Origin of the sequence: Thermomonas fusca (genome assembly GCF_005862345.1) — a bacterium.
Lineage (GTDB): Bacteria > Pseudomonadota > Gammaproteobacteria > Xanthomonadales > Xanthomonadaceae > Thermomonas > Thermomonas fusca.
The window spans coordinates 38,708-63,060 of the sequence record NZ_SROY01000004.1 but is presented as its reverse complement, the minus strand read 5'-3'; the positions used below and the strand labels follow the sequence as shown (position 1 = coordinate 63,060).

25 protein-coding genes and 1 riboswitch are annotated in these 24,353 nt (G+C 68.6%); of the genes, 8 read left to right on the top strand and 17 right to left on the bottom strand.

Going from position 1 to position 24,353, the window contains the following annotated elements; translation table 11 throughout:
• From E5S66_RS09855 to E5S66_RS09840, 4 genes are read right to left on the bottom strand one after another with little or no spacing between them, the layout of a single operon-like run.
• Entirely contained in the window at positions 1 to 600 is a 600-nt protein-coding gene (locus E5S66_RS09855) for a mechanosensitive ion channel domain-containing protein (protein ID WP_138349056.1), read from the bottom strand.
• A gap of 54 nt (positions 601 to 654) precedes the next feature.
• Positions 655 to 1,302, bottom strand: coding sequence for an anaerobic ribonucleoside-triphosphate reductase activating protein (locus E5S66_RS09850; RefSeq protein ID WP_246037207.1), 648 nt, complete (start codon positions 1,300 to 1,302; stop codon positions 655 to 657).
• 14 nt (positions 1,303 to 1,316) lie between these two features.
• Positions 1,317 to 1,517 carry an anaerobic ribonucleoside-triphosphate reductase gene (nrdD, locus tag E5S66_RS13835; protein WP_028838178.1) on the bottom strand — a complete coding sequence of 67 codons (201 nt, stop codon included), beginning with the start codon at positions 1,515 to 1,517 and terminating at the stop codon, positions 1,317 to 1,319.
• A complete protein-coding gene (locus tag E5S66_RS09840; RefSeq protein ID WP_138349055.1) occupies positions 1,514 to 3,289 on the bottom strand; it encodes a ribonucleoside triphosphate reductase in 1,776 nt (591 codons plus the stop codon). The genes nrdD and E5S66_RS09840 overlap by 4 nt, the downstream gene beginning before the upstream one ends.
• A gap of 100 nt (positions 3,290 to 3,389) precedes the next feature.
• Between E5S66_RS09840 and E5S66_RS09835 the strand changes: the two genes are divergently transcribed.
• Entirely contained in the window at positions 3,390 to 3,575 is a 186-nt protein-coding gene (locus E5S66_RS09835; protein ID WP_138349054.1) for an oxidoreductase-like domain-containing protein, read from the top strand.
• Positions 3,576 to 3,629: 54 nt separating this feature from the next.
• On the opposite strand, the gene E5S66_RS09830 is transcribed toward E5S66_RS09835, so the two are convergent.
• The 6 genes from E5S66_RS09830 to clpS form a co-directional block, all read right to left on the bottom strand.
• Positions 3,630 to 4,031, bottom strand: a complete 402-nt coding sequence (locus tag E5S66_RS09830; protein ID WP_138349053.1) for an acyl-CoA thioesterase — start codon at positions 4,029 to 4,031, stop codon at positions 3,630 to 3,632.
• On the bottom strand, positions 4,021 to 5,043 hold the full coding sequence (locus E5S66_RS09825) for a ribonucleotide-diphosphate reductase subunit beta (protein ID WP_138349052.1): 1,023 nt from the start codon (positions 5,041 to 5,043) through the stop codon (positions 4,021 to 4,023). Before E5S66_RS09825 ends, E5S66_RS09830 begins: the two co-directional genes overlap by 11 nt.
• A complete protein-coding gene (locus E5S66_RS09820) occupies positions 5,040 to 7,427 on the bottom strand; it encodes a ribonucleoside-diphosphate reductase subunit alpha (protein ID WP_138349051.1) in 2,388 nt (795 codons plus the stop codon). The genes E5S66_RS09825 and E5S66_RS09820 overlap by 4 nt, the downstream gene beginning before the upstream one ends.
• A 180-nt stretch (positions 7,428 to 7,607) precedes the next feature.
• Positions 7,608 to 7,847, bottom strand: a riboswitch (cobalamin riboswitch).
• 16 nt (positions 7,848 to 7,863) lie between these two features.
• Positions 7,864 to 8,568, bottom strand: a complete 705-nt coding sequence (locus E5S66_RS09815; RefSeq protein WP_138349050.1) for a 4'-phosphopantetheinyl transferase family protein — start codon at positions 8,566 to 8,568, stop codon at positions 7,864 to 7,866.
• Between the two features lie 6 nt (positions 8,569 to 8,574).
• On the bottom strand, positions 8,575 to 10,854 hold the full coding sequence (gene clpA / locus E5S66_RS09810; RefSeq protein WP_138349049.1) for an ATP-dependent Clp protease ATP-binding subunit ClpA: 2,280 nt from the start codon (positions 10,852 to 10,854) through the stop codon (positions 8,575 to 8,577).
• A 72-nt stretch (positions 10,855 to 10,926) separates the two neighbouring features.
• Positions 10,927 to 11,256 carry an ATP-dependent Clp protease adapter ClpS gene (clpS, locus tag E5S66_RS09805; RefSeq protein ID WP_138349048.1) on the bottom strand — a complete coding sequence of 110 codons (330 nt, stop codon included), beginning with the start codon at positions 11,254 to 11,256 and terminating at the stop codon, positions 10,927 to 10,929.
• 86 nt (positions 11,257 to 11,342) lie between these two features.
• On the opposite strand from clpS, the gene E5S66_RS09800 reads away from it, so the two are divergent.
• From E5S66_RS09800 to hflD, 4 genes are read left to right on the top strand one after another with little or no spacing between them, the layout of a single operon-like run.
• Positions 11,343 to 11,810, top strand: a complete 468-nt coding sequence (locus tag E5S66_RS09800; RefSeq protein ID WP_138349047.1) for a YbjN domain-containing protein — start codon at positions 11,343 to 11,345, stop codon at positions 11,808 to 11,810.
• A gap of 1 nt (position 11,811) precedes the next feature.
• Positions 11,812 to 12,276 (top strand): NUDIX hydrolase, encoded by a 465-nt coding sequence (locus E5S66_RS09795; RefSeq protein WP_138349046.1) that lies wholly within the window; start codon positions 11,812 to 11,814, stop codon positions 12,274 to 12,276.
• Complete coding sequence (gene mnmA / locus E5S66_RS09790; RefSeq protein ID WP_138349045.1) at positions 12,273 to 13,403, top strand: tRNA 2-thiouridine(34) synthase MnmA; 1,131 nt, start codon at positions 12,273 to 12,275, stop codon at positions 13,401 to 13,403. The genes E5S66_RS09795 and mnmA overlap by 4 nt, the downstream gene beginning before the upstream one ends.
• Entirely contained in the window at positions 13,400 to 14,011 is a 612-nt protein-coding gene (gene hflD, locus E5S66_RS09785; protein WP_138349044.1) for a high frequency lysogenization protein HflD, read from the top strand. The genes mnmA and hflD overlap by 4 nt, the downstream gene beginning before the upstream one ends.
• A gap of 84 nt (positions 14,012 to 14,095) precedes the next feature.
• Here hflD and E5S66_RS09780 read toward each other — a convergent pair whose 3' ends face one another.
• On the bottom strand, positions 14,096 to 17,011 hold the full coding sequence (locus E5S66_RS09780; protein WP_171033525.1) for an autotransporter serine protease: 2,916 nt from the start codon (positions 17,009 to 17,011) through the stop codon (positions 14,096 to 14,098).
• A 245-nt stretch (positions 17,012 to 17,256) separates the two neighbouring features.
• Between E5S66_RS09780 and E5S66_RS09775 the strand changes: the two genes are divergently transcribed.
• The 3 genes from E5S66_RS09775 (at position 17,257) to E5S66_RS09765 (ending at position 19,360) form a co-directional block, all read left to right on the top strand.
• Positions 17,257 to 18,432: a thiolase family protein gene (locus tag E5S66_RS09775; RefSeq protein ID WP_138349042.1), complete on the top strand. Its 1,176-nt coding sequence runs from the start codon at positions 17,257 to 17,259 to the stop codon at positions 18,430 to 18,432.
• Positions 18,433 to 18,559: 127 nt separating this feature from the next.
• Complete coding sequence (locus E5S66_RS09770; protein WP_138349041.1) at positions 18,560 to 18,859, top strand: hypothetical protein; 300 nt, start codon at positions 18,560 to 18,562, stop codon at positions 18,857 to 18,859.
• Between the two features lie 207 nt (positions 18,860 to 19,066).
• Positions 19,067 to 19,360: a hypothetical protein gene (locus E5S66_RS09765; protein WP_138349040.1), complete on the top strand. Its 294-nt coding sequence runs from the start codon at positions 19,067 to 19,069 to the stop codon at positions 19,358 to 19,360.
• A gap of 138 nt (positions 19,361 to 19,498) precedes the next feature.
• On the opposite strand, the gene E5S66_RS09760 is transcribed toward E5S66_RS09765, so the two are convergent.
• The 6 genes from E5S66_RS09760 to rlmD form a co-directional block, all read right to left on the bottom strand.
• The gene (locus E5S66_RS09760) at positions 19,499 to 19,702 is read right to left on the bottom strand and encodes a cold-shock protein (protein WP_028838193.1); all 204 of its coding nucleotides are present in this window, start codon (positions 19,700 to 19,702) and stop codon (positions 19,499 to 19,501) included.
• A gap of 133 nt (positions 19,703 to 19,835) precedes the next feature.
• A complete protein-coding gene (locus E5S66_RS09755) occupies positions 19,836 to 20,585 on the bottom strand; it encodes an S-methyl-5'-thioinosine phosphorylase (protein WP_138349039.1) in 750 nt (249 codons plus the stop codon).
• Positions 20,586 to 20,753: 168 nt separating this feature from the next.
• Positions 20,754 to 21,311, bottom strand: a complete 558-nt coding sequence (locus E5S66_RS09750) for a hypoxanthine-guanine phosphoribosyltransferase (RefSeq protein WP_138349038.1) — start codon at positions 21,309 to 21,311, stop codon at positions 20,754 to 20,756.
• A complete protein-coding gene (nagZ, locus tag E5S66_RS09745) occupies positions 21,308 to 22,375 on the bottom strand; it encodes a beta-N-acetylhexosaminidase (protein ID WP_138349037.1) in 1,068 nt (355 codons plus the stop codon). The genes E5S66_RS09750 and nagZ overlap by 4 nt, the downstream gene beginning before the upstream one ends.
• Entirely contained in the window at positions 22,376 to 22,903 is a 528-nt protein-coding gene (locus tag E5S66_RS09740) for a CYTH domain-containing protein (protein WP_138349036.1), read from the bottom strand.
• Positions 22,904 to 22,905: 2 nt separating this feature from the next.
• Entirely contained in the window at positions 22,906 to 24,282 is a 1,377-nt protein-coding gene (gene rlmD / locus E5S66_RS09735) for a 23S rRNA (uracil(1939)-C(5))-methyltransferase RlmD (protein WP_138349035.1), read from the bottom strand.
• Positions 24,283 to 24,353: the final 71 nt, after the last annotated feature.

The following is a 24,353-nucleotide window of genomic DNA, read 5'->3' as shown; positions in this document are numbered from 1 at the left end:
CTAGGGTTTGTCATCGCAGCGGCGCGCACCGCCGTCGGCCGCGCGCGGCGGCGGCTCGCCGCTCCAGCGCCGCACCGCGCGCTGGAAGAACTGGCTGTTGGGTACCCGCAGCTGGCTTTCGAAACCGTCGGCATGGCGCTCCAGCAGGGTCACGTAGACCAGATTGATGTCGATCACCTGCCCGCCCAGGCCGGGCTTCTCGCCGTTGTCCAGCACCTCGATGTGGTCGAACAGGCGGAACGGGCGGGTCACCAGAATCAGGAACGAACAGAAAATGTTGGTGAGCACGCTCCAGGCGGCGAAGAACGCCACCGCCGCCACCGCGGCGAAGCCGGTGAACGCGCCCCACAGCACCCCGGCGGAGACGCCGAAGCGCTCCAGCACCATCAGCAGCGCCGCCATCCCGATCAGGAACGTGGCCACCCGACGCGCGCCCATCACCACCATCGGCGGCAGCTCGTAACGCGCGGCCAGGCGTGCGATCAGCCGCCGCACCAGCCAGCGCAATGCCCACGCCGCCAGCAGGATCGCCAGCACCTGCAGCGCCACCACGACGTATTCGATCCTGGACTGCATCCAGGCGGACAGGGATTCCTCCATGTCGCCATGTTACCCGCGCGCCAGCCCGTCCCGGCGCTGGTGGGAACGCGGGATTCAGCCGCGACGGAAACAGAAGCGCTCGAACCCCGCACCCAGCCGCTGCAGGTCCAGCGTGGCTTCCGCCACCAGCCCGCGCCCTTCCTCGCGGCATTCCTGCAGCGCCCAGTGACGCACGCCGCGCGCGAACAGGTCTTCCGCCAAGCCATACAGCGCCGGCAGCGGGAACAGCCCCGGATGCCAAGTGGTCCGGCATTCGTAAGCCACGCCGCTGGCCAGCACCGCCTCCAGCGCCTCGCCCACCGGACGCGCGCTGTCGCGGCGGCCGGTCACCGCGTCGTAATGCGCGTCGGGCGCCTTGATGTCCAGCCCGATCCAGTCCAGCTGCGGCAGCAGCTGGCGCAGGCGTGCCGGATACATGCCGCCGGTATGCAGGCCGACCTGGTAGCCCATCGCCTTCACCTGCGCGATGGCGTCGGGCAGCGCGGCCTGTGAGGTCGGCTCGCCGCCGGAGAACACCACCGCGTCGAGCAGGCCGACGCGGCGGTGCAGGAACGCTTCGGCCTGCGCCCAGGCAACCCCGCCCTGCCCACGCGCCGGCAGCAGTTCGGGGTTGTGGCAGTAGCCGCAGCGCCAGGGACAGCCCTGCAGGTACAACACCGCCGCCAGCCGACCGGGGAAGTCGATGCTGGTCAGCGGCGTCATCCCGCCGACGCGGATCATGCGGCGGCGGCGGCCAGGGTGGCGCGCGGGCGTTCGCTGAAGAAGCAGCGCTCGGCGTGCTCGCCCTGCTTGCCGATGTTGAAGCTGGACACCGGGCGGTGGTAACCCATCACCCGGGTCCACACTTCGCAGCGCTGGCGGTCTTCGTTGCGCAGCGAAGCGGCGGCGGATATTGCGGAATTGGCGATGTTGTTCATGCGGAAATCTCCTCGTGGAACGTGACGTCGGTAATGGTCGGCGCGGCGGCCGCCTGCAGTTCCGCCAGCAGCCGCTCGTCGCAGCGCGGGCAGAATTCGTGCTCGCCCGCCAGGTAGCCGTGCTCCGGGCAGATCGAGAAAGTTGGCGTGATCGTGATGTAGGGCAGGCGGAAGCGGCTCAGCGCGCGCCGCACCAGGTCGCGGCAGGCATCGCCGCTGGACAGGCGTTCGCCCATGTACAGGTGCAGCACGGTGCCGCCGGTGTAGCGCGACTGCAGCGCTTCCTGCCGCTCCAGCGCTTCGAACGGGTCGTCGGTGAAGCCCACCGGCAGCTGCGAGGAATTGGTGTAGTAAGGACGGTCGCGGCTGCCCGCCTGCAGGATGTCCGGCCAGCGGCGGCGGTCCTCCTTGGCGAAGCGGTAGGTGGTGCCTTCGGCCGGCGTGGCTTCGAGGTTGTAGAGCTGGCCGGTCTGCTCCTGGAATTCCACCATCCGCGCGCGCACGTGGTCCAGCAGGCGCAGCGCGAAGGCGTGGCCCCAGTCGCTGGTCAAGTCGTGCGCGTCGCCGCTGAAGTTGCGGACCATCTCGTTGATGCCGTTCACCCCCAGCGTCGAGAAGTGGTTGCGCAGGGTGCCGAGGTAGCGCTTGGTGTACGGGTACAGGCCGTCGTCGATCAGCTGCTGGATGGTGCCGCGCTTGATTTCCAGGCTGCGCCGGCCCAACTCCAGCAGTTCGTCGAGGCGCGCGAACAGGCCGGCTTCGTCGCCGCGATGCAGATGGCCCAGCCGCGCGCAGTTGATCGTGACCACGCCGAGGCTGCCGGTCTGCTCGGCGCTGCCGAACAAGCCGTTGCCGCGCTTGAGCAGCTCGCGCAGATCCAGCTGCAGCCGGCAGCACATCGAGCGGATCATCCCCGGGTCCAGCTCGGAATTGATGAAGTTCTGGAAGTACGGCAGGCCGTATTTCGCGGTCATCTCGAACAGCAGCCGCGCGTTCTCCGATTCCCAGGGGAAGTCGGCGGTGATGTTGTAGGTCGGGATCGGGAAGGTGAACACCCGGCCGCGCGCGTCGCCCGCGCTCATCACCTCGATGTAGGCGCGGTTGATCAGGTCCATCTCGGCCTGCAGTTCGCCGTAGGTGAACGGCATCTCCTCGCCGCCGATGAACGGGGTCTGGTGGCGCAGGTCGGCGGGACAGATCCAGTCGAAGGTGAGGTTGGTGAACGGCGTCTGCGTGCCCCAGCGCGAGGGCACGTTGAGGTTGAAGATCAGCTCCTGGATGCACTGGCGCACGTCGTCGTAGGACAGCGCGTCCTTGCGCACGAACGGCGCCATGTAGGTGTCGAACGAGGAGAACGCCTGCGCGCCCGCCCATTCGTTCTGCAGGGTGCCGAGGAAGTTGACGATCTGCCCGACCGCCGACGACAGATGCCTGGGCGGGCCGGCCTCGACCTTGTTGGGCACGCCGTTGAAGCCTTCGTACAGCAGCGTGCGCAGCGACCAGCCAGCGCAGTAGCCGGAGAGCATGTCGAGGTCGTGGATGTGCAGGTCGGCCTCGCGATGGGCGCGGCCGATCTCCGGCGGATAGATCTTCTCCAGCCAGTAATTGGCGGTCACCTTGCCGGCGACGTTGAGGATCAGCCCGCCCAGCGAATAGCCCTGGTTGGCGTTGGCATTGACCCGCCAGTCCGCGCGGGTCAGGTATTCCTCGACCGAGCTGACCGGATCGACCAGGCTGCGCCCGGCCATGACTGTGGAATTGCCTGGTTGCATCGTCCTCTCCTTGAACTTGCGACAAATTGATTTGCGGAAAGCACCGGCCAGCGCCGCCGGCTCATTTCCGCCTCATGCACGGGCATGGATAATTGCGGCCATGCCGATTCCCCTGCCCCGCCTCGATCCCGATCCGCGCCCGCAGCCGCCGGAAGCGCCGCTGCCCAGCGACTGCTGCGACAGCGGTTGCGATCCCTGCGTCAACGACACCTACGCCGAAGCACTGGCGCATTACCGGCAGACGCTGGCGGCGTGGCTGGCCCGCCATCCCGACGCCCACCCATAGGCCCGCCGCGGCGGCGCGCTGCTTCCCGCGCGATCTGGCGCTCGCGGCGCGCTGCTACGGCGGGTGCTCGGACAGTGCCGGGATCCCGGTCGGCCGCCCACGCCCATCCAGCGCGATCATGGTGAAGCGCCCGCGCGTGCACAGCTCGCGTTCGCCGCCCAGCAGGTCTTCGGCGATCAGTTCCACCTCCACCTGCATCGAACTGCGGCCGACCTCGACGATCCGCGCCAGCACTTCCACCAGCTGGCCCTGGCGGATCGGCAGGCGGAAATCCACCTGCTCCGAACGCGCCGTCACCACCGTCCTGCGCGCGTAGCGCGAGGCGGCGATGAACGCGGCCTTGTCCATCCACGCTAGCGCCTGCCCGCCGAACAGCGTGCCCAGGTGGTTGGCATGGTCGGGGAAGACGATCTCCTGCAGCTTCGCCTCGAGCGGACGCACCGGCTCAGAAGGCATGGTCGAACTCCACCTCGCCCTGCACCCCGACCTGGTAGGCGGACACCCGGCGCTCGAAGAAGTTGGCCAGCTCCTGCACGTCCTGCAGCTCCATGAACGGCAGCGGATTGCGCACGTGGTACTGCCTGGCCATGCCGAGCTTGGCGAAATGGTTGTCGGCGCAGTGCTGCAGGTACTGGCGCATGTCGCGGGTGGAAATGCCGGCCACGCCGCCGGACAGCACGTCCTCGGCGAACTGCACCTCGCATTCGATCGCCTCGGCCAGCATGTCGCGCACCTGCGCTTCCATCTCCCCGTCGAACAAGGCCGGCTCCTCGGCGCGGATGGTGCGAACGCATTCGAAGGCGAAGTCCATGTGGCAGCTTTCGTCGCGGAACACCCAGTTGGTGCCGGACGACAGCCCGGGCAGCAGCCCGCGCGAGCGGAAGTAGTAGACGTAGGCGAAGGCAGCGAAGAAGAACAGGCCCTCGATGCAGGCGGCGAAGCAGATCTGGTTGAGCAGGAACTGGCGGCGCTGCGCGCGAGTTTCGATGCGCCGCAGGTCTTGCAGTGAATCGATCCACTTGAAGCAAAACTCGGCCTTCTTCCTGATGGCCGGGATGTTCTCCACCGCCGCGAACGCCTTGAAGCGCTCTTCCGGATCGGGCAGGTAGTTGTCCAGCAACGTCAGGTAGAACTGCACGTGCAGCGCCTCCTCGTACAGCTGGCGCGACAGGTACATGCGCGCTTCCGGCGCATTGAGGTGCTGGTACAGGTTCAGCACCAGGTTGTTGGAGACGATGGAATCGCCGGTGGCGAAGAACGCCACCAGCCGATGGATCAGGTGGCGGTCGGCCGGCGACATCTTTGCGTGCAGGTCGGCGATGTCGATCTGGAAGTTGATCTCGTCCACCGTCCAGCTGTTGCGGATGGCGTTGCGATACATCTCGTAGAAACCCGGATAACGCATCGGGCGCAGGGTCAGCTCGAAGCCGGGATCGAGCAGCGTCTGGCGGGGTTGTGGGGCGTTCATTGGCAGGCCTCGCAGGCTTCCGGGTTTTCCAGCGAGCAGGCCACCGCCTGCGCCGGGCTGTAGTCGGACACGGTGGTCTTGGCGATCCTGGTGGCCGGTCGCGAGCGCAGGTAGTAGCAGGTCTTGATGCCCTGCTTCCACGCATGCATGTACATCGACGACAGCGCGCCGATGTTCGGGCTTTCCATGAACAGGTTGAGCGAGGCCGACTGGTCGATGAACGCGCCGCGCTCGGCGGCCATGTCGATCAGGCTGCGCATCGGCAGCTCCCATACCGTGCGGTAAACGTGGCGCAGGGCTTCCGGGATCTGCGCGATGTTCTGGATCGAACCTTCAGCCAGCTTGATCGCATCGCGCATTTCCGCCGTCCACAGCCCCAGCTGCTTGAGCTCGGCGACCAGGTAGCGGTTGACCTGCAGGAAGTCGCCGGACAGGGTTTCGCGCTTGAACAGGTTGGACACCTGCGGCTCCACGCATTCGTAGCAGCCGGCGATCGAAGCGATGGTGGCGGTGGGGGCGATCGCGATCAGCAGCGAGTTGCGCAGGCCATGCTGTCGGATGCGTTCGCGCAATGCGTCCCAGCGCTGCGCATGTTCCGGCGCCACGCCCCAGGCATCGAACTGCAGCTCGCCGACGGAGGCGCGGGTATCGGCAAACGAGGCATGCGCGCCGCGTTCGATGGCCAGCTCGCAGGAGGTGTCCAGCGCGTGGAAATAGATCTCCTCCGCAATCCGCTTCGACAGCGCGCGCGCGGCATCGGAATCGAACGGCAGGCGCAGACGGAAGAACACATCCTGCAGGCCCATGCAGCCCAGCCCCACCGGCCGCCAGCGCAGGTTGCCGCGGCGTGCCGATTCGATCGGATAGAAATTGAGGTCGATCACGCGGTCGAGCTGGCGCACCGCCAGCCGCACGGTTTCGGCCAATTTCCCGAAATCGAAATCGCCGTGCGCGTCCAGATGGTTGCCGAGGTTGATCGAACCGAGGTTGCACACCGCCGTTTCCTCGGCGCTGGTCACCTCCAGGATCTCGGTGCACAGGTTTGACAGGTGGATGACGTTGTGCGGGCGCAGGGTCTGGTTGCCGGCGCGGTTGCACTTGTCCTTGAAGGTCATCCAGCCGTTGCCGGTCTCGGCCAGCGTCCGCATCATCCGCGCGTACAGCTTGCGCGCCGGGATCGTGCGCGCCGCCTTGCCTTGCGCCTCGGCCTGCAGGTAGGCGCGCTCGAAATCTGCGCTGTGCAGGTCGACGAACTCGGGCACCACGCGTGGATCGAACAGCGACCAATCCTCGCCGGCCTCGACCCGCTGCATGAACAGGTCGGGCACCCAGTTGGCGAGGTTGAGGTTGTGGGTACGGCGCGCCTCGTCGCCGGCGTTGTCGCGCAGTTCGAGGAAATCCTCGATGTCGGCGTGCCAGGTCTCCAGGTACACGCAGGCCGCGCCCTTGCGCTTGCCGCCCTGGTTGACCGCCGCCACCGACGAATCCAGCGTCTTCAGCCACGGAACAATGCCGTTGGAATGGCCGTTGGTGGAACGGATCAGCGAGCCGCGCGAACGCACCCGCGAATAACTCACGCCGATGCCGCCGCTGAACTTCGACAGCTGAGCGATCTCGCCGTAGCGCGCATAGATCGACTCCAGCGAATCCTGCGGCGAATCCAGCAGGAAGCAGGACGACAGCTGCTCGTGACGGGTACCGGCGTTGAACAGGGTCGGGCTGGACGGCAGGTAGTCCAGGTGCCCCAGCCGCTGGTACAGCGCCAGCGCTTCCGGCACGTCCTCGCTCAAGGCACTGGCGATGCGCAGGAAGAACTGCTGCGGGGTCTCGATCACCCTGCGGCTGTGCGGGTGGCGCAGCAGGTAGCGGTCGTACAGGGTGCGCAGGCCGAAGTAGTCGAAGTTCAGGTCGAGCGCCGGATCGATGGCGTCGTTGAGCTTGCGCGCGTTGGCCTGCACGAAGCCGAGCAGGCGGTCGTTGATCAGGCCCACTTCATGACCGCGGCCTACCGACTGCGAGAACGCGTGGATTTCCTGCCCGGAAACTTCCTTGGCGATGGTGTTGGCGAGCAGGCGCGCGGCCAGTCGGCCGTATTCGGGTTCCTCGCCGATCAGCAGCGCGGCGGTGCGGATCGACAGCTCGTCCAGCTCCTGCGTGGTCGCGCCGTTGTACAGGCCGGAGATGGTGCGGGTGGCGACGCGCATCGGATCGACTGCGTGCAGCCCCTCGCAGCAGCGCTGCACGGCGCGCACGATCTTGTTCAGATCGACCGGCTCGATGCTGCCGTTGCGCTTGGTCACGCCCATGGCAGTGGCGGTGGGCGGCGGGGTGAGGTCGAACGCGGGCGCGCCGGCGGGCGGTTCGGCGGTCTGGGTCTGTGGCATCTGGCGTCTCCATGCGTGATGCACGGCCCGGCCTGTCCCTCGCAGGCGCGGCGGCATCGGAAACGCAGGGTGGAAGCGCGGCGTCGCACGGCCTGCGATCCGCCACGGAAATTCCGTGCGGTCAGCCCTGCGCTACCTGCCATCTCCCCCCGGAGATTCCGCGGCCGGCACCGCGCGCTGTGCTTCGCGCGGCTGTCGGCAGGTCTTCGGACTCGTGGATGCGGCGGGAACCCGTCCCGACCTCCTTGGCCGCCGCTTCCCAGGACCACCGTCCCAGTGCGATATCGCGACCTCGTCTCCACTTACCGCTGCGGGGCAGTGCCGGGATTGGCGCGCCATTCCGAAAGAATGCGCGCCGCACCGGCTTCCCTTTTCATCCGACAGGTTGTGCCTGACGGAACCGACAACCACAAGATAATGGGGGCGCAACCAACGGTCAATCCCGTTCGCGAGGGTCACCGGCGGCGCTGGAGAAGCGCCAGTACGCCGGCGTGCCCGGCACGCCGTCGGCGCGTTCAAGCCGGGTGCCGGGCGCCAGCGCAAGCGCCAGTGCTCCCTCGCCGAAGGCCCAGCCCAGCGCCTCGGCATTGGCCGCATCGGCAGGCTGCGCGGTGACCGCACGCGCGGCGCGCGGCTGCAGGCCCTCGCCGCTGCGCTTGCCGCGCGCCTCCTTGAGCGTCCACAGCGCGTGGAACACCTCGGCGCACAGCGCGTCGCCGGCGGCATCGACGCGCCGGCATTCTTCCGGCGAAAACACGAAGCGCGCCAGCGCGTTCCAATCGCGCACGCGCCGCGGCAGCTCGATATCCACGCCCACCGGCGCATCGGCCAGCGCCAGCGCCAGCCAGCCGCCGCTATGGCTCAGCGACAGATGCAGCGGCGCGGCATCACCGTCCACACGCAGCAGCGGCCGCCCGTCGGCCTGTGCGTCCAGTGCGACCCGGCCCACGTCCAGCCGCAGCCACTGCGCCGCCAACGCGCGCGCCTGCCAGTGGCCGGCCAGGAAGGTATCGCGTCGTGAAGCCGAGGTGATCGCCTGCAGGCGCCGGCATTCGGCTGCGGTCAGCCAGTCCAGCCCCTGCGCGCCGGCCTCCGCGGCCGCCGCCGCAACCGGCAGCAGATGCAGACGCGCGGCGGCCATCGCGACTTACGCCAGCATCGCCGGCAGCAGCTTCTCGGGTTCGGCCTGCACGTCCAGCACCAGCTCGCCGTCCACCGCGTCCAGCGCCACGCGGCCGCCCTCGACCAGCTTGCCGAACAGCAGTTCGTCGGCCAGTGGGCGCTTGATCTTGTCTTGGATCAGCCGCGCCATCGGGCGCGCGCCCATCAGCGGATCGAAGCCCTGCTGGCCCAGCCATTCGCGCGCGGCCGCGGTGGCGGTCAGGGTCACCTGCTTCTCGTGCAGCAGCGCTTCCAGCTCGATCAGGAACTTGTCCACCACCCGCAGGATGTGCTCGAAGCCCAGCGCCTGGAACTGCACCACCGCGTCCAGCCGGTTGCGGAACTCGGGGGTGAAGCCGCGACGGATCGCCTCCATCGCATCCGGGCTGTGGTCCTGCTTCGTAAAGCCAATACTGCGCCGCGCCGCCTGGGTGGCGCCGGCGTTGGTGGTCATCACCACGATCACATTGCGGAAGTTGGCCTCGCGACCATTGGTATCGGTCAGGGTGCCGCGGTCCATGACCTGCAGCAGGATGTTGAAGATGTCCGGATGGGCCTTTTCGATTTCGTCCAGCAGCAGCACGCAGTGCGGCGTCTTGACGATCTTCTCGGTCAGCAGGCCGCCCTGGTCGAAGCCCACGTAGCCGGGAGGCGCGCCGATCAGGCGGCTGACCGAATGCGGCTCCATGTATTCGCTCATGTCGAAGCGGATCAGCTCGATGCCGAGCTGCATCGCCAGCTGGCGGGTGACCTCGGTCTTGCCCACGCCGGTGGGGCCGGCGAACAGGAAGTTGCCGATCGGCTTGTCGGGATTGCCCAGGCCCGAGCGCGCCAGCTTGATCGCGCTGGCCAGCGTTTCGATGGCCGGGTCCTGGCCGAAGATCACCATCTTCAGGTTGCGCTCCAGGTGCTGCAGCACGTCCTTGTCGGACGCGCTGACCTGCTTGGCCGGGATGCGCGCCATCTTGGCGACGATGGTTTCGATTTCCTCCACGTCGATCAGCTGCTTGCGGGTGTCCGCCGGCAGCAGGCGCTGGCGCGCACCGGCCTCGTCGATCACGTCGATGGCCTTGTCCGGTAGCAGGCGGTCGCCGATGTGCTTGACCGACAGGTCCACCGCGGCGCGGATCGCCTCGTCGGCATAGGCCACGTCGTGGTGCGCTTCGTACTTCGGCTTCAGGCCCTTGAGGATCTCGACGGCCTCGCCCACGGTGGGCTCGACGATGTCGATCTTCTGGAAGCGCCGCGCCAGCGCGCGGTCCTTCTCGAACACGCCGCGGTATTCCTGGAAGGTGGTGGAGCCGATGCAGCGCAGCTCGCCGTTGGCCAGCACCGGCTTGATCAGGTTGGAGGCGTCCATGGTGCCGCCGCTGGAAGCGCCGGCGCCGATGATGGTGTGGATCTCGTCGATGAACAGGATCGCTTCCGGCTGTTTCTTCAGCGCCGCCAGCACGCCCTTCAGGCGCTTCTCGAAATCGCCGCGGTACTTGGTGCCCGCCACCAGCGCGCCGAGGTCCAGCGAATAGATCACCGCCCCGGCCAGCACGTCCGGCACCTCGCCATCGACGATCCGCTTGGCCAGCCCTTCCGCCAGCGCGGTCTTGCCGACGCCGGATTCGCCCACGTACAGCGGATTGTTCTTGCGCCGGCGGCACAGCACCTGGATGGTGCGCTCGATTTCCTCGGCGCGGCCCACCAGCGGATCGATGCGGCCGGCGCGCGCGGCTTCGTTGAGGTTGCTGGCGAACTCGGTGAGCGGATCGCCCTTGCCCTCGCCTTCGCCGGCCTCGCCCTTGCCTTCGCCGTCCTGCGCGGACTGGCTGGGCTCATCCTCATTGCGGGCGATGCCGTGCGACAGGTAATTGACCACGTCCAGCCGGTGCACGTCCTGTTGATTGAGGAAATACACCGCGTGCGAGTCTTTTTCACCGAAGATCGCCACCAGCACGTTGGCGCCGGTCACTTCCTTCTTGCCCGAGGACTGCACGTGGTAGACCGCGCGCTGCAGCACGCGCTGGAAGCCGAGGGTGGGCTGGGTGTCGCGGCCGTCGTCGTCGGCGAAGCGGCTGACCGACACCTCGATGGCGTTGTCCAGCTCGTCGCGCAGCCGCGGCAGGTCAGCGCCCACCGCGCGCAGCACCGCCTCGGCGGAAGGGTTGTCCAGCAACGCCAGCAACAGATGTTCGACCGTCATGAACTCGTAGCGCGCCTCGCGGGTGCGCTTGTAGCACTGGCCGATGGATTGCTCGAGATCCTTGCTGAACATGAAAACCTGCCTTCGGGTACGTCAGCTCCTATGTAGGGCGCATTCGGCCCCGGGACAAGTGCCGATCCCGGTTCAGACCCGCTCCATCGTGCACAGCAGCGGGTGCTGGTTCAGCCTGGCGTATTCGTTGACCTGCGCCACCTTGGATTCTGCAATTTCGCGGGTGAACACCCCGCACACGCCGCGGCCGCGGGTATGCACGTGCAGCATGACCTGGGTGGCGCGCTCCAAGCCCATCGAGAAAAACCGCATCAGCACGTCGACCACGAAGTCCATCGGGGTGTAGTCGTCGTTGAGCAATAGAACGGTGTATTGCGGCGGTCGCGCCACTTCCGGGCGCGCCGGCGCCACCACGGTGCCGTGGTCGTGATCGCGCTGCGGCTTGTCGGGCAGGTTCGGCATGGGCAAATTATACGTTGCGCTGCTCCTGAGCCGCAGGCGCTCCCCCGCCACCCTTACCCTGTCCACCCACCCACCTGAGAACCTACATGCGCCTGTCCTCGCTCGTTCTGGCTTGCCTGCTCCCCCTCGCCATACTCCCCGCCCATGCCGGCGATGCGTCCGTCGAATCGCGGCTGGATGCGCGTGGCATCAAGTACGAGATCGATGGCGATGGCGACTACAAGGTGGTGGTGTCGTACAAGGCGGAAAACCGCACCCAGCTGGTGTTCGTCTCCGGAGCCAGCGAGTCGATCCAGGGCCTGCTGGTGCGCGAGGTATTCTCCCCCGCCGGCAAGGTGGGCGCGGATGCCATCGCCGGCAAGGCGCTGGCGCTGCTCAACGAAAGCCGCACGCTGAAGATCGGGGCGTGGGAAATCGCCGGCGACGTCCTCTATTACGTGATCAAGCTGCCCGACAGCGCGGACGCCACCCAGCTGGAAGCCGCCATCGACATCGCCGCGGAAACCGCCGACAACAAGGAAATCGAACTGTCCGGCACCAAGGATGAACTCTGACATGAGCTATCGCGAAGGCCGTTTCTGGCAGCCGGATGTGACCGTGGCCACCCTGGTGGCGCGCGACGGCCAGCTGCTGTGCGTGGAGGAACGGGCGGGCGGACGGCTGGTGCTGAACCAGCCCGCCGGCCACCTGGAGCCCGACGAAAGCCTGGTCGACGCCGCGCTGCGCGAAACCCGCGAGGAAACCGGCTGGCACGTGCGCATCACCCATCTGGTGGGCACCTACCAGTGGAAGGCGCCGGAAACCCAGCGCCACTACCTGCGCTTCGCCTTCGCTGCCGAGCCGCTGGAGGAAATCCCGGGCGCCACCCTGGACGAGGGCATCGTGCGGGCGCTGTGGCTGACGCCGCAGCAGCTGCAGGCGGAAACCGCGCGTCACCGCAGCCCGCTGGTCTGGCGCGCGGTCGCCGACTATCTGGGCGGCAGCCGGCATCCGCTGTCGCTGGTGCGGCAGCTGCCATGAACGACGGCGGGCGGCGCATCGTCGTCGGCATCTCCGGCGGCGTCGACTCCTCGGTCGCCGCGCTGCTGCTGCGCGATGCCGGCTATGAGGTCACCGGCCTGTTCATGCAGAACTGGGCCGATGATGGTTCCGGCGGATGCCGCGCCGAGGACGACCGCCGCGACGCGGTGGCGGTCTGCGGCGCACTCGGCATCCCGATCCGCTTCCGCGACTTCTCGAAGGAATACTGGGACGGCGTGTTCCGCCATTTCCTCGACGAATACGCCGCCGGCCGCACGCCCAACCCGGACGTGCTGTGCAACCGTGAAATCAAGTTCAAGCATTTCCTCGATGCCGCCCGCGAGCTGGGGGCGGATGCCATCGCCACCGGCCACTACGCCCGCGTCGATCACGACGGTCACAGCTTCCGCCTGCTGCGCGCAGTGGATCGCAGCAAGGACCAGAGCTACTTCCTGCACCAGCTGGGCCAGGCCCAGCTGGCGGCCACGCATTTCCCGCTGGGTGGCCTGCACAAGAGCGAGATCCGCCGGATCGCCGCCGAACACGGCCTGCGCACGGCAGGGAAAAAGGACTCCACCGGCATCTGCTTCATCGGCGAGCGCGATTTCCGCAGCTTCCTGGCGCAGTACCTGCCGGCCCGCGAAGGCGAGATGCGCACGCCGGACGGCAGCCGCATCGGCAGCCACCCGGGGGTGTTCTATTTCACCCTCGGCCAGCGCGAAGGCCTGCACATCGGCGGCGTACGCGGCCGCCCGCAGGCGCCGTGGTTCGTGGTGGCCAAGGACGTGGAGCGCAACATCCTGTACGTCGACCAGGGCCATGACAGCCCGTGGCTGCAGTCGCATGCATTGCGCAGCGAAACCGCGCACTGGATCGCCGGCAGCCCGCCGGCCGCGCGCTTTGCATGCACCGCGCAGACCCGCTACCGGCAGCCGGACGAGGCCTGCGAGGTCGAAGTCCTGGACGACGGCACGCTTGCCGTGCGCTTCGACCGCCCGCAGCGCGCGGTCACCCCCGGTCAATCGGTGGTGCTCTACGATGGCGACCATTGCCTGGGCGGCGCGGTGATCGCCGCCACCGACGCGCCCTTCCCCGACACAGATTCCAGCGAGACGACTCCCGCATGAGCAATACCATCGACGACCGCGTGCTTGCCCTTGCCGGCCTGGTACAGGCACTGGCACAGGTACGCCGGATCGCCGACACCGGCCAATCGGAAAGCGGCCAGGTGCAGGCCGCGCTGGACAGCGTGTTCCGCATCGATGCCAGCAGCGCCGAAGCCGTCTACGGCGATGCCGGCAACCTGCGCGGCGGCCTGCGCCTGCTGCGCGATTACCTGTCCAAGGGCAACAAGGACGAGGCGCTGGGCCGGCTGGCACTGGCCGTGCTGCAGCTGGAGCGCCGCTTCGTGCGCAGCGGCGGCATCACCTCGAAGGTGCAGGGAGGGCTGCGCCAGCTGGCCGGCGAGGCGCAGGCGCAGGGCAGCGCGCACCCGGATGTCATCGTCGAACTGGCAAAGCTCTACGCCGACACCATCAGCAACCTGCGCCCGCGGGTGATGGTGCAAGGTAATCCCCACTACCTCGGCCAGGCGGGCGTGGTGTCCGAGATCCGCGCGCTGTTGCTGGCCGCGCTGCGCTCCGCCGTGTTGTGGCGGCAGATGGGCGGCAGCCTGTGGGACTTCGTGTTCCAGCGCCGCGCGATGGCCGCCGCGATCGACGCGCGAATGTCCTGAGGGCGCTCCTGCACCGCGCCTCGCACGGCCTGACACTGCAGGCGCCACCACCCCACGCCACCACTGGCGCGGGGTGGCCCCGCATCAGAAGCGGTGCGTCCCCCACAGCGAGGCCATGCCGTCGGCACCGAGCTCCCCGCTGCGGCGGCTCAGGTCGAAGCGGAACGTGGCCTTGCCCCCGAACGCCGCGGTCATGCCCAGCGCAAACAGCTGGCTGCGTTCGCCCAAGCCCATTCCCTGCAGTGGCGCCCACTGCTCCACGCCGGTGAAGCTGGCCTCGAACAGCTGGCCGCTGGACGACAGCGTGCGCTGCCACTCGGCGCGCGCGTCGGCGCGCAGATCCACGCCACCCACGCGCCAGGCGCGCTCGCCGCGCACGCCCGCAAAACCCTGCCAGCGGCGGCTGTCCCAAGCGTTGGCGCGCAGGCCGAAGCCGCTGTCGCCGCTTTCGACGAAGCCGTCGTTGGCCACCCGCACGAATTGCGCGCCGAGGTACGGCGTCAGCGCCAGTCCGCCCACATCCAGACGCCGGCCGACCTCGCCGAACGCCGCCTGGTAGTCGCCGGACAGCCGGGTGGCCGCGGTGTCGCGCAGCCCGCCCAGCAGCAACTCGCGCTGCATCTGTCGCTGGAAGGTGCCGGAAGCCAGCTGCGCCTGCGCCTGCCAGCCGCCGCGCCAGCCGGCCGCGTACAGCTGCACCTCGCGCTGGTGGCCGCGGCTGCGGTCACCACTGCCGTCCAGCCAGCCGGACTGCTCCAGCCGGTTCATCGCCATGCCCAGCACCGCCGTGCGGCCCAGCCGCCAGTCGTTGCCGATCATGCTGCCGGTCGCATCCATGCCCAGCTGGCCGAAACCGGCACGGCCCAGCTCGCCGCTGGCGGCCAGATCGCGGGCCCAGCCGCCGGCCTGCGCGGGCGCCTGCGCAAGCGTGTCGACGCGCTGGCCCAGCGCGCGCCGGCCGGCGTCGATGGCATCGAAGGTCATCGCCGCCGACGCCGCATGCAGCTCGCCGGACAGGCTGCGCAGCGAGGCATCCGCATTGGCCACGCTGGCCGACTGCTGCAGGGCGCCGGCGGCATCGATGAACGCCGTGCCGATGCCAATAGGCGTCCCTCCGCCCAGCTGCAGGTCGATCGCCTGCATCGCCGACTCCACCCGCGCCGCCGAAGCCACGCTGGCACCGGTCAGGCCCATGCCCGCCACCGCCTTGGTCACGTCGATGCGGTTGATGTTGAGGAAGACGTTGTTGGGGTCGTAGGCCAGCGCCGCGTCAAGGAACACGTTGGAGGCCGCGCGCAGCGAGACGAAGGTGCCGCTGACGCCGCCGGTGGCGTTGATCAGGGTTTCCTTCGACGTGGTGGTGTAACCGCTCTTCACCCCGAGGATGGACATGGTGCCGTTGACGCTGGCCGAGCCGGTGACCTTCAGCGCACTGCCCAGCCACACGCCCAGGTTGCCGCTGCCCGACTGGCTGAAATTGCCGGCGATGCTGGCCGGGGTGGTGGCGCCGCTCAGGAACACGCCGCTGTTGGCGACGTTGCCGCCGAACGCGCCGCTGCCCCAGACCGTGGCACCGCTGGCGATGGACAGGTTCGACCGCAGCCCCTTGCGCAGATCCAGTCCGCCCGCATTGACCTGGGTTGCGCCGGTGAAGCGGCCCGCTTCGGTCAGGGTCAGGGTGCCGCTGCCGCCTTTGACCAGCCCGCCGCTGCCGACGATCTCGTTGCGCCACACCGAGTGGCCGGAGAACGCGACACTGAAGTCACCCCAGGCGAAGTTGCTCGGCCCCATCGCCGCCCTGGTCACGTCCAGCAGGCCCCAGCCGAACACGGCGTCAACACCGGCGGCGCCCAGGTCCTTGGCACCGCCGAGGATGGCCTGCCGCACCTGGTCGTTGCTGAAGTACGGAAACGCCGCCCACACCACCGCCGCCGCACCCGACACCTGCGGTGCCGCATAGGACGTACCGCCGCCTTGGTACAGGCCGCTGGTGGCCTGCGAGGTCGCATCCGGATCGATGAACACCACGTTGCCCGGCGCCACCAGGCAGTAGTTCATCGCCGGCCCGCATTCCTGCGAGTAATCCGTCAGCTGGGTCGGATTGAGCGGATCCAGCGCGCCAACGGTGAGCCAGCCCTTTTCGAGGATGGCGTCGTTCGCCAGCGTCGGCAGCATCGCGTTGTCGGAAGGCTGCAAACGGAACCGCGCGTCGCGGCCACTGTTGCCGTTGGCGAACACGATGATGCCGCCGCGGTTGACGGTGAAGTCCCTGTACGCGGTGGCCAGCTCCTGCGACAGCGCCGGATCGCTCCAGTACAGCCCGCCCCAGGAATTGTTGATGATCTTCGCGCCGGCGTCGGCCAGTTGCTTGTGCAGGTAGACGAACTCCTCGCCCAGGCCTTCACCGGCGTGGATCTCGTTGCCTGCGCCGGAGCCGTCATCCTTCGGCGGTGCATCGCTGATGATGCGCGAGGACACGATAGTGGCGTTCTGGGCGACGCCGCCGCCCCAGGTGCCGGTCTGCCCGCTGCTGCTGCCGTCGCTGTTGAGGTAATTGCCGACGGCCGGCCGGCCTGCCGCCAGCGAGGCCACCACGGTGCCGTGGCCGACCTTGTCGTCGACGCTTAGGTCGTTGCCGCAGGCGGTGGTGGTGCAGATGTTGATGAAGTTCTGGGTCACCCGCCCGGCCAGGGTGGGATGGTTGCGATTCACCCCGGAATCGAGCAGGCCGATGGTGATGCCCTGTCCCTTCAGCCCGGCGCCCAGCGCGCCCGCCGCGTTGGTCAGCAGCAGGTGGCGGTTGAGGCTGTTGTTGGCGAGGGAAATCGGGCCGGCGAGGGTCGCGACCGCAGGCGGACTGACCACCAGCGAGGCATCGTTGGCGACGTTCGGGGTGAAGCCGGGGCCGGACGGCGTGATCGGCGGCGGCGTGGGCCGAATACTGCTGCCTCCCCCGCCCCCGCCGCAGGCCGACAACGCCAGCGCGATGGCGGCAGGCAACAAGGTTCCGGCCAGCCGGAGCTGCCGCCGCGATGCAAGATTGCTGTCCATTTTTCCCCCGACTCGATGCGTCACCGCGCCATCCGGCACGGCTTTCTGGATAGCGACTTTGTAAGCCCACTCGCCCGTTCGCGCAACGCCGGACGCGCGCCGGCCAGCTGAATGCGGCAGCGCAACATCGACGCCGTTTCGAGTGATAATCGGGGTTTGCCGGCCTGTCCGGCCCAACGCAACCGGAGCTTTCCATGAGCGACGTCGTCATCGTCGGTGCCAAGCGCACCGCCATCGGTTCCTTCCTCGGCCAGTTCACCGGCACGCCCACCCCCACGCTGGGCAGCGCCGCCATTGCCGGCGCGCTGGCGCAGTCCGGGCTGGCCGCCGACCAGGTGGACGAGGTCATCATGGGCTGCGTGCTGCCGGCCGGCCTTGGCCAGGCCCCGGCGCGCCAGGCTTCGCGTGCGGCCGGCATCCCCGACGCCGCCGGCGCCACCACCATCAACAAGGTCTGCGGTTCGGGCATGAAGGCGGTGATGCTGGCCCACGACATCATCAAGGCCGGTTCCGCCAAGGCGGTTGTGGCCGGCGGCATGGAGTCGATGACCAACGCCCCGCACCTGCTCAACGGCTCGCGCACCGGCGTGCGCTACGGCAGCGCCGAGTTCCTTGACCACATGGCCTTTGATGGCCTGACCAACCCCTACGACGGCAAGGCGATGGGCATCTTCGGCGATGCCGCCTGCGCCAAGTACGGGTATGACCGCGCCGCCATCGACGCGTTCTCCGCCGAAAGCGCCCGCCGTGCGCAGGCCGCGCAGGCCTCCGGCGCGTTCGCCGCCGAAATCGTCCCGGTCACGGTCAAGACCCGCAAGGGCGAGGCAGTGGTCGACAAGGACGAGGAGCCCGGCAAGATCGATCTCAACAAGATCCCCGAGCTGCGCCCCGCGTTCGGCAAGGAAGGCGTGCTGACCGCCGCTTCGTCGTCGAAGATTTCCGACGGCGCCGCTGCGCTGGTGGTGATGTCGGCCGAGGCCGCGGCCGCCGCCGGGGCCAAGCCGCTGGCGCGGATCGTCGCCCATGCCACCCATTCGCAGGCCCCGGAATGGTTCACCACCGCCCCGGTGGCGGCGCTGCAGTCGGTGCTGGCCAAGGCCGGCTGGAGCGTGGCGGACGTGGACCTGTTCGAGGTCAACGAGGCGTTCGCCTGCGTGGCGATGGCGCCGATGAGCGACCTCGGGATCGCGCACGACAAGCTCAATGTCAACGGCGGCGCGCTGGCGCTGGGCCACCCGATCGGCTGCAGCGGTGCCCGCCTGCTGGTCACCCTGATCCATGCCCTGCAGGCCCGTGGCGGCAAGCGCGGCGTGGCCTCGCTGTGCATTGGCGGCGGCGAAGCGACCGCGGTGGCCGTCGAGCTGGCGTGAGCCTTTCGGCGACCGGGATGAAAAAAATACAGCCAACCGCTTGACACGCGGCTACGGCTTGTCATCATGGTGAAGCACGCATTGTCTGCGTTGCTCCAGATTTTATTCACGACGAGGAAACCGCATCATGTCGATCAACAAGATCCTGCTGGCGATGGCTCTGGGCCTGGCCCTGACCGCGTGCAGCAAGTCCGAGCCGGCTGCTGACGCCGCCGCCAGCGCCGAGACCCCGGCCGCTGACGCCCAGGCCGCCGCCGACTCCGCTGCTCAGGCTGCCGACGCTTCGGCCGAAGCCGCCCCGGCTGACGCTGCCGCCGCTCCGGCGGAAGCCGCTCCGGTTGACGCCGCTGCTGCCCCGGCCGAAGCCCAGGCTGCCGCCGACGCCGCCGAGCAGGCTGCGACCACGGCTGAAGAAGCCAAGAAGTAATCGGGTCGGCGGAGAACATCTCGCCCGATTCGTTACCCAAAAATCGGGAAAGCCGTCGGTACGCCGACGGCTTTTTCGTGTCCCGGAGCCCCGGGGCTGTTTCGAGTCAGTGAACGACCCGCCGGCGCATGCCGGATCGCTAAGCGCACTGGCGTTGTCTGATCCCAAATCCGCTGTTTTTCAGTCAACCCTACCCAGGAGATTTTCATGAACACCAAGCTTTTCGCGCTCCTCGCCGCTGGCGTCCTCGCTCTGTCGGCCTGCAAGAAGGACGAGGCTCCGGCCGCTGACGCCGCTGCTCCGGCCGACGAAGCCGCTGCCCCGGCCGACGCCGCTGCCGCCGAAGCCCCGGCTGCCGACGCTGCTGCTCCGGTCGACGCCGCTGCTGCTCCGGTTGACGCCGCCGCTGCTCCGGCCGACGCCGCTGCCCCGGCTGCCGACGCTGCCGCTCCGGCTGCCGACGCTGCCGCTGCTCCGGCTGCCGAAGGCGAAGCGAAGTAATCGCCTGCCGGCTCCCAGCCGGCAAAGGAAAGGCCCGCCCTCACCGGCGGGCCTTTTTCTTTTGCGGAACCCGTGCTCATTCCGACACAAAAAACCCCGCACCTGGCGGGGTCTGGAATTTGCTGGCGGGTACCGGCCTCAGGCGGGCTTGACCCCGGCGGCCTGGGCACCCTTCGCGCCCTGCTGCACTTCATAGCTGACCCGCTGACCTTCCTGCAAGCTGCGGAAGCCATTGGAATCGATGGCGGAAAAATGCACGAACACATCGGCGCTGCCGTCCTCGGGGGCGATGAAACCGAAGCCCTTGGCGTCGTTGAACCACTTCACGGTGCCGTACTGCATGGTTGCGAAGACCTCTTGCGAAAGCGTGTGGTGATGGGCTGGATGGAAACGTGCCGACCAGCGGCACGGCGCGAGTATGCAACAGCGGCACGCCCACGCAACCATCCAGAACGCACTTCGGCCCGTTTGGCGGTCAGCCCGCCAGCACCCGCCGCAGCAGTTCCGGCACGCCCGCCATCGCCGCCGATACGTTGTCCAGCACGTCCTGCAGGGTGATGACCTCGTCCACCTCCGGGCCCGCGCCCGCCGCCCAGTTGGCGACGATGGCCAGGCAGGCGTAATCCAGCCCCAGCTCGCGCGCCAGGCCGGCCTCGGGCATGCCGGTCATTCCGACCAGGTCGCAGCCGTCGCGGCGCATGCGCGCGATCTCGGCGCGGGTTTCCAGCCGCGGCCCCTGGGTGGCGCCGTAGCAGCCACCATCGACCAGCGCCACGCTGGCCTGCGCCGCCGCCGCGACCACCTGCCGGCGTAGCGACGGGGTATAGGGATCGCCGAAGTCGACGTGCAACACCTCGCTGCCCGGCTCCTCGCACAGGGTGGAAATGCGGCCCCAGGTGTAGTCGATCAGCTGCTCCGGGCAGGCCAGCACGCGCGGGCCGAAGCGCTCGGTGATGCCGCCGACGGTATTCAGCGCCAGCACGCGGGTGGCGCCCAGCGCTTTCAGCGCGGCCAGGTTGGCGCGGTAGTTGATCCGGTGCGGCGGCAGCGAATGGCCTTCGCCATGGCGGGCCAGGAAAGCCACCCGCCGGCCCGCATAGGTACCGACGCGTACCGGCCCGGACGGCGCGCCGTAGGGCGTGACCGGCTGGTGGGTTTCGACGTCGGCCAGTTCGCCCAGCGCATAAACGCCGGTGCCGCCGATGACGGCGAGTTCGATGGTCATCCTTGCTTCCTCCAACTCATTCGATCTGTATCGCAGGCTCGCCTGCGCACCGGCAGCGTTTCATCGGACACGCCGTGAATACGTCCATGTAGGCTTCTCGGCGGCATCCATGCCGCCGAGAGTCCGCTGAAACGCTGCCGGCACGCACGCGAGCACGATGCAATATCGCTAGTCGCCCAGCGCATAGATCGCCGGCAGGTTGCGGCCCTGCTCGTGGTAATCCATGCCGTAGCCGAACACGTAGGCATCCGGCACCTGCACGCCGACATGGTCGGCGGCGATGCCCTCGACGCAGCGGTCGTGGACCTTTTCCGCCAGCACCGCGATGCGCACGTCGGCCGCGCCCTGGTCCTCGCACCACTGCTTCACCGCCAACAGGGTGTGGCCTTCGTCGAGGATGTCGTCCGCCAGCAGCACCTGGCGCCCGTGCATCGGCGTGGCCGGGCGGTGCAGCCAGGCCAGGCCCGAGCCGCTGGTCTGGCCGCGGTAGCGGGTAGCGTGCAGGTAGTCGAATTCCAGGTCCAGGCCGCGCTCGCCCAGCGCGAACGCCAGCTGCGCGGCGAACGGCAGGCCGCCGTTCATGACCGTGATGTACAGCGGCACATCGCCCTCGGCGTAGGCCGCGCGGATCTCGCCGGCCATCCGCACGATGGCCTGCTCCAGCGCCGGGCGGTCGAACAGGATCTGCGCCGATGCCAACGCATCGCCCAGTTTCGGTGCACTCATGCCACGTCTCCCATGTTGGTTGCGCCCGACAGCACATCGGTTGCCAGCGACGGCGCGCGCACGTCTTCCAGCCGGGCCTGCACGCCGGCACGGCGCGCGTCGGCCAGCAGCCCGTCCCAGCCCAGCGCGCCGCGGCCCAACAACCCGACCAGCGCCATCGTGTTGAGCCGGCGGCCTTCGATCGCCGCCAGCGCCTCGTCCACCTGCTGGGTGTGGCTGACCAGCACCACGTCGCAGCCGGCGTCCAGATGCGCGTCGATGCGCGCCTTGATCCCGCCCACCGCGCCGGCGGCGGCCATGCCGATGTCGTCGGAAAACACCACCCCGCGGAAGCCCAGGCCGCCGTTGGCCACGTCACCGCGCAGGATCTCCTCGATCCAGCGCCGCGAACAGCCGGCAGGCTCTGAGGCCACCTGCGGATAGGTGACGTGCGCCGTCATCACCGCGTCGGCGCCGGCAGCGATGCCGGCGGCGAACGGCACCAGGTCGTGCGCGCGGATCTCGTCCAGCGTGCGCGGGTCGATGGCCGCATCGTGGTGGGTGTCTTCCAGCACCGAGCCGTGGCCGGGAAAATGCTTGAGCGTGGCGGCCATGCCGGCCTCGTGCATGCCTTGCACGTAGACGCGGGCGAACGCAGCCACCACTTCGGGGTCGGCCGCGAACGCGCGGTCGCCGATGGCGCGGTTGCCGCGCGCCAGGTCCAGCACCGGGGCGAAGCTGAGATCGACGCCGCTTGCGCGCATCTCGCTGGCCATCAGCCAGGCGTGCTCGCGCGCCAGCGCCAGCGCGGCCTGCGCATCGCGCATGTACAGGGCCTCGAAGCCATGCAGCGCCGGCAGCCTGGTGTAGCCGTCGCGGAAGCGCTGCACGCGCCCGCCTTCCTGGTCCACGCAGATCAGCTGCGGGCGCGGCGCGGCTTCGCGGATCGACTGCGCCAGCTCCGCCACTTGGGCGCGCGAGGCGAAATTGCGCGCGAACAGGGTCAAGCCGGCGCAGGCGTCGTGCTGCAGCCAGTCACGCTCGCGCGCGGTGAGTTCGTGCCCGGTGATACCGATCAGCAGCATTCAGCGTCCTTCCATGAGGTCATGCGCCTGCCGCTCGTCGTCGCGCCACTGCGAGAACGGACGCGAGGCCAGCGCCAGATTGTAGTAGCGCGCGGCATGGGTGGCTTCGGCGCCGACCCAGTCGGGCTGCGCGAAGGTCTCGTCCTCGCCCGCCAGTTCGATCTCGGCCACCACCAGACCGGCGTTGTCGCCGAGAAATTCGTCGACTTCCCACAGGTGCCCGGCATGCTCCACGTAGTGGCGGTTCTTCTCGACCAGCCCACCCACGCACAGCTTCAGCAGCGCGCGCGCTTCCACCACCGGCACCGGATATTCGAACTCCTGCCGGGTGGTGCCCAGTTCGCGCGACTTGATGTTGAGGAAGGCGGCGTCGCCTTCGATGCGCACCCGCACCGAGGCGCGCATCGCGCCGGAATCCACCAGCGCCAGGTCGTTGAGGTAGCCCTGCGCCATCGGCACCACCTTGTGCGCAGCGGCGCGCCAGCCGTCGCCGCGCGGCAGGAACTTGCGCTCGATCTCGATGCCCATGCTCAGTTCTTCTTCGGCGGGTCGAACACCGCGATGGATTCGACGTGCGCGGTGTGCGGGAACATGTCCATCACCCCCGCCTCGCGCAGCGTCCAGCCGGCCTCGTTGACCAGCCAGCCGGCGTCGCGCGCCAGCGAGCCGGGGTGGCAGCTGACGTAGACGATCTTTTTCAGGCCCTTCAGCGGCAGCTGCTTGAGCACCTCGATCGCGCCGGCGCGGGCCGGGTCCAGCAGCAGCTTGTCGAAGCCCTGCTTCAGCCACGGCTGCCCGGCCAGGTCCTGGGCCAGGTCGGCGGCGAAGAACCGCACGTTGCCCATGCCGTTGTGCTCGGCATTCAGGCGCGCCCGCGCCACCAGCCCGGCATCGCCCTCCACCCCGATCACCGCGCCGTCGCCGGACGCGCGCGCCAGCGGCAGGGTGAAGTTGCCCAGCCCGCAGAACAGGTCGAGCACGCGCTCGCCCGGCTGCACGTCCAGCAGGTCCAGCGCGCGGGCGATCATCGCCTCGTTCAACTTGGCATTGACCTGGATGAAGTCGAGCGGGCGGAACAGCAGTTCCACGTCCCACTGCGGCAGCCGGAACGAGAGCTGCGGCGCCTCGCCGCCGAGCGGATGCACGGAATCGTTGCCGCCGGGCTGCAGGAAGATGGTGAAGCCCTGCGCCTGCCCGAACGCGGCCAGCTTGTCCTTGTCCGCATCCGACAGCGGCTGCAGGTGGCGGAACACCAGCGCGATGGCGGCATCGCCGGCGATGAATTCGATCTGCGGGATGTCGCGGCGCGCGTCCATCCCGTCCACCAGCGCAGCCAGCGCTTCCAGCTTGAAGCCCAGCTGCGGGATGACGGTATGGCATTCGCGCAGGTCGGCGACGAAACGCGGATCGGTTTCGCGGAAACCCACCAGCGTCTTGTCCTTCTTTTCCACCCGCCGCACCGACAGCCGGCCCTTGCGCCGATAGCCCCAGGCCGCGCCGCGCAACGGCGGCAGCACCGACGCAGGCGCCACGTGGCCGATGCGCTGCAGGTTGTCCAGCAACACCTGCTGTTTGGCTTCGATCTGCCGGTCTTCGGACAGGTGCTGCAACACGCAGCCGGCGCAGACGCCGAAATGCGGGCAGCGCGGGGTGACCCGGTCCGGCGAGGCGATGAGCACTTCCAGCGTCTTCGCCTCGTCGAAGTGCTTGGAGCGCGCGGTCTGCTGCACGCTGACGGTTTCGCCCGGCAGCGCGCCGGCCACGAACACGGCCTTGCCAGCCTGCGCATGGCCTTCGGGCCAGCGGGCGACGCCGCGGCCGTCGTGGCCGAGCTTTTGAATTTCAACGGTCTTGGGGGTCTGGTCGAGGCGGGCCACGGGGCGTAAGGACAGTGGATAGCCGGTCATTGTCGCAGACTGCAGCGGCGCGCCTCTGCGAGGGCGGCCAGCGCAGGCAGTATCCTTGGCGTTTTGCCGCC

Bases quoted from the DNA above. Each gene is read 5' to 3' on its own strand.
- E5S66_RS09855 (WP_138349056.1), bottom strand. From the start codon at position 600: ATGGAGGAATCCCTGTCCGCCTGGATGCAGTCCAGGATCGAATACGTC.
- E5S66_RS09850 (WP_246037207.1), bottom strand. From the start codon at position 1,302: ATGACGCCGCTGACCAGCATCGACTTCCCCGGTCGGCTGGCGGCGGTG.
- nrdD (WP_028838178.1), bottom strand. From the start codon at position 1,517: ATGAACAACATCGCCAATTCCGCAATATCCGCCGCCGCTTCGCTGCGC.
- E5S66_RS09840 (WP_138349055.1), bottom strand. From the start codon at position 3,289: ATGCAACCAGGCAATTCCACAGTCATGGCCGGGCGCAGCCTGGTCGAT.
- E5S66_RS09835 (WP_138349054.1), top strand. From the start codon at position 3,390: ATGCCGATTCCCCTGCCCCGCCTCGATCCCGATCCGCGCCCGCAGCCG.
- E5S66_RS09830 (WP_138349053.1), bottom strand. From the start codon at position 4,031: ATGCCTTCTGAGCCGGTGCGTCCGCTCGAGGCGAAGCTGCAGGAGATC.
- E5S66_RS09825 (WP_138349052.1), bottom strand. From the start codon at position 5,043: ATGAACGCCCCACAACCCCGCCAGACGCTGCTCGATCCCGGCTTCGAG.
- E5S66_RS09820 (WP_138349051.1), bottom strand. From the start codon at position 7,427: ATGCCACAGACCCAGACCGCCGAACCGCCCGCCGGCGCGCCCGCGTTC.
- E5S66_RS09815 (WP_138349050.1), bottom strand. From the start codon at position 8,568: ATGGCCGCCGCGCGTCTGCATCTGCTGCCGGTTGCGGCGGCGGCCGCG.
- clpA (WP_138349049.1), bottom strand. From the start codon at position 10,854: ATGTTCAGCAAGGATCTCGAGCAATCCATCGGCCAGTGCTACAAGCGC.
- clpS (WP_138349048.1), bottom strand. From the start codon at position 11,256: ATGCCGAACCTGCCCGACAAGCCGCAGCGCGATCACGACCACGGCACC.
- E5S66_RS09800 (WP_138349047.1), top strand. From the start codon at position 11,343: ATGCGCCTGTCCTCGCTCGTTCTGGCTTGCCTGCTCCCCCTCGCCATA.
- E5S66_RS09795 (WP_138349046.1), top strand. From the start codon at position 11,812: ATGAGCTATCGCGAAGGCCGTTTCTGGCAGCCGGATGTGACCGTGGCC.
- mnmA (WP_138349045.1), top strand. From the start codon at position 12,273: ATGAACGACGGCGGGCGGCGCATCGTCGTCGGCATCTCCGGCGGCGTC.
- hflD (WP_138349044.1), top strand. From the start codon at position 13,400: ATGAGCAATACCATCGACGACCGCGTGCTTGCCCTTGCCGGCCTGGTA.
- E5S66_RS09775 (WP_138349042.1), top strand. From the start codon at position 17,257: ATGAGCGACGTCGTCATCGTCGGTGCCAAGCGCACCGCCATCGGTTCC.
- E5S66_RS09770 (WP_138349041.1), top strand. From the start codon at position 18,560: ATGTCGATCAACAAGATCCTGCTGGCGATGGCTCTGGGCCTGGCCCTG.
- E5S66_RS09765 (WP_138349040.1), top strand. From the start codon at position 19,067: ATGAACACCAAGCTTTTCGCGCTCCTCGCCGCTGGCGTCCTCGCTCTG.
- E5S66_RS09760 (WP_028838193.1), bottom strand. From the start codon at position 19,702: ATGCAGTACGGCACCGTGAAGTGGTTCAACGACGCCAAGGGCTTCGGT.
- E5S66_RS09755 (WP_138349039.1), bottom strand. From the start codon at position 20,585: ATGACCATCGAACTCGCCGTCATCGGCGGCACCGGCGTTTATGCGCTG.
- E5S66_RS09750 (WP_138349038.1), bottom strand. From the start codon at position 21,311: ATGAGTGCACCGAAACTGGGCGATGCGTTGGCATCGGCGCAGATCCTG.
- nagZ (WP_138349037.1), bottom strand. From the start codon at position 22,375: ATGCTGCTGATCGGTATCACCGGGCACGAACTCACCGCGCGCGAGCGT.
- E5S66_RS09740 (WP_138349036.1), bottom strand. From the start codon at position 22,903: ATGGGCATCGAGATCGAGCGCAAGTTCCTGCCGCGCGGCGACGGCTGG.
- rlmD (WP_138349035.1), bottom strand. From the start codon at position 24,282: ATGACCGGCTATCCACTGTCCTTACGCCCCGTGGCCCGCCTCGACCAG.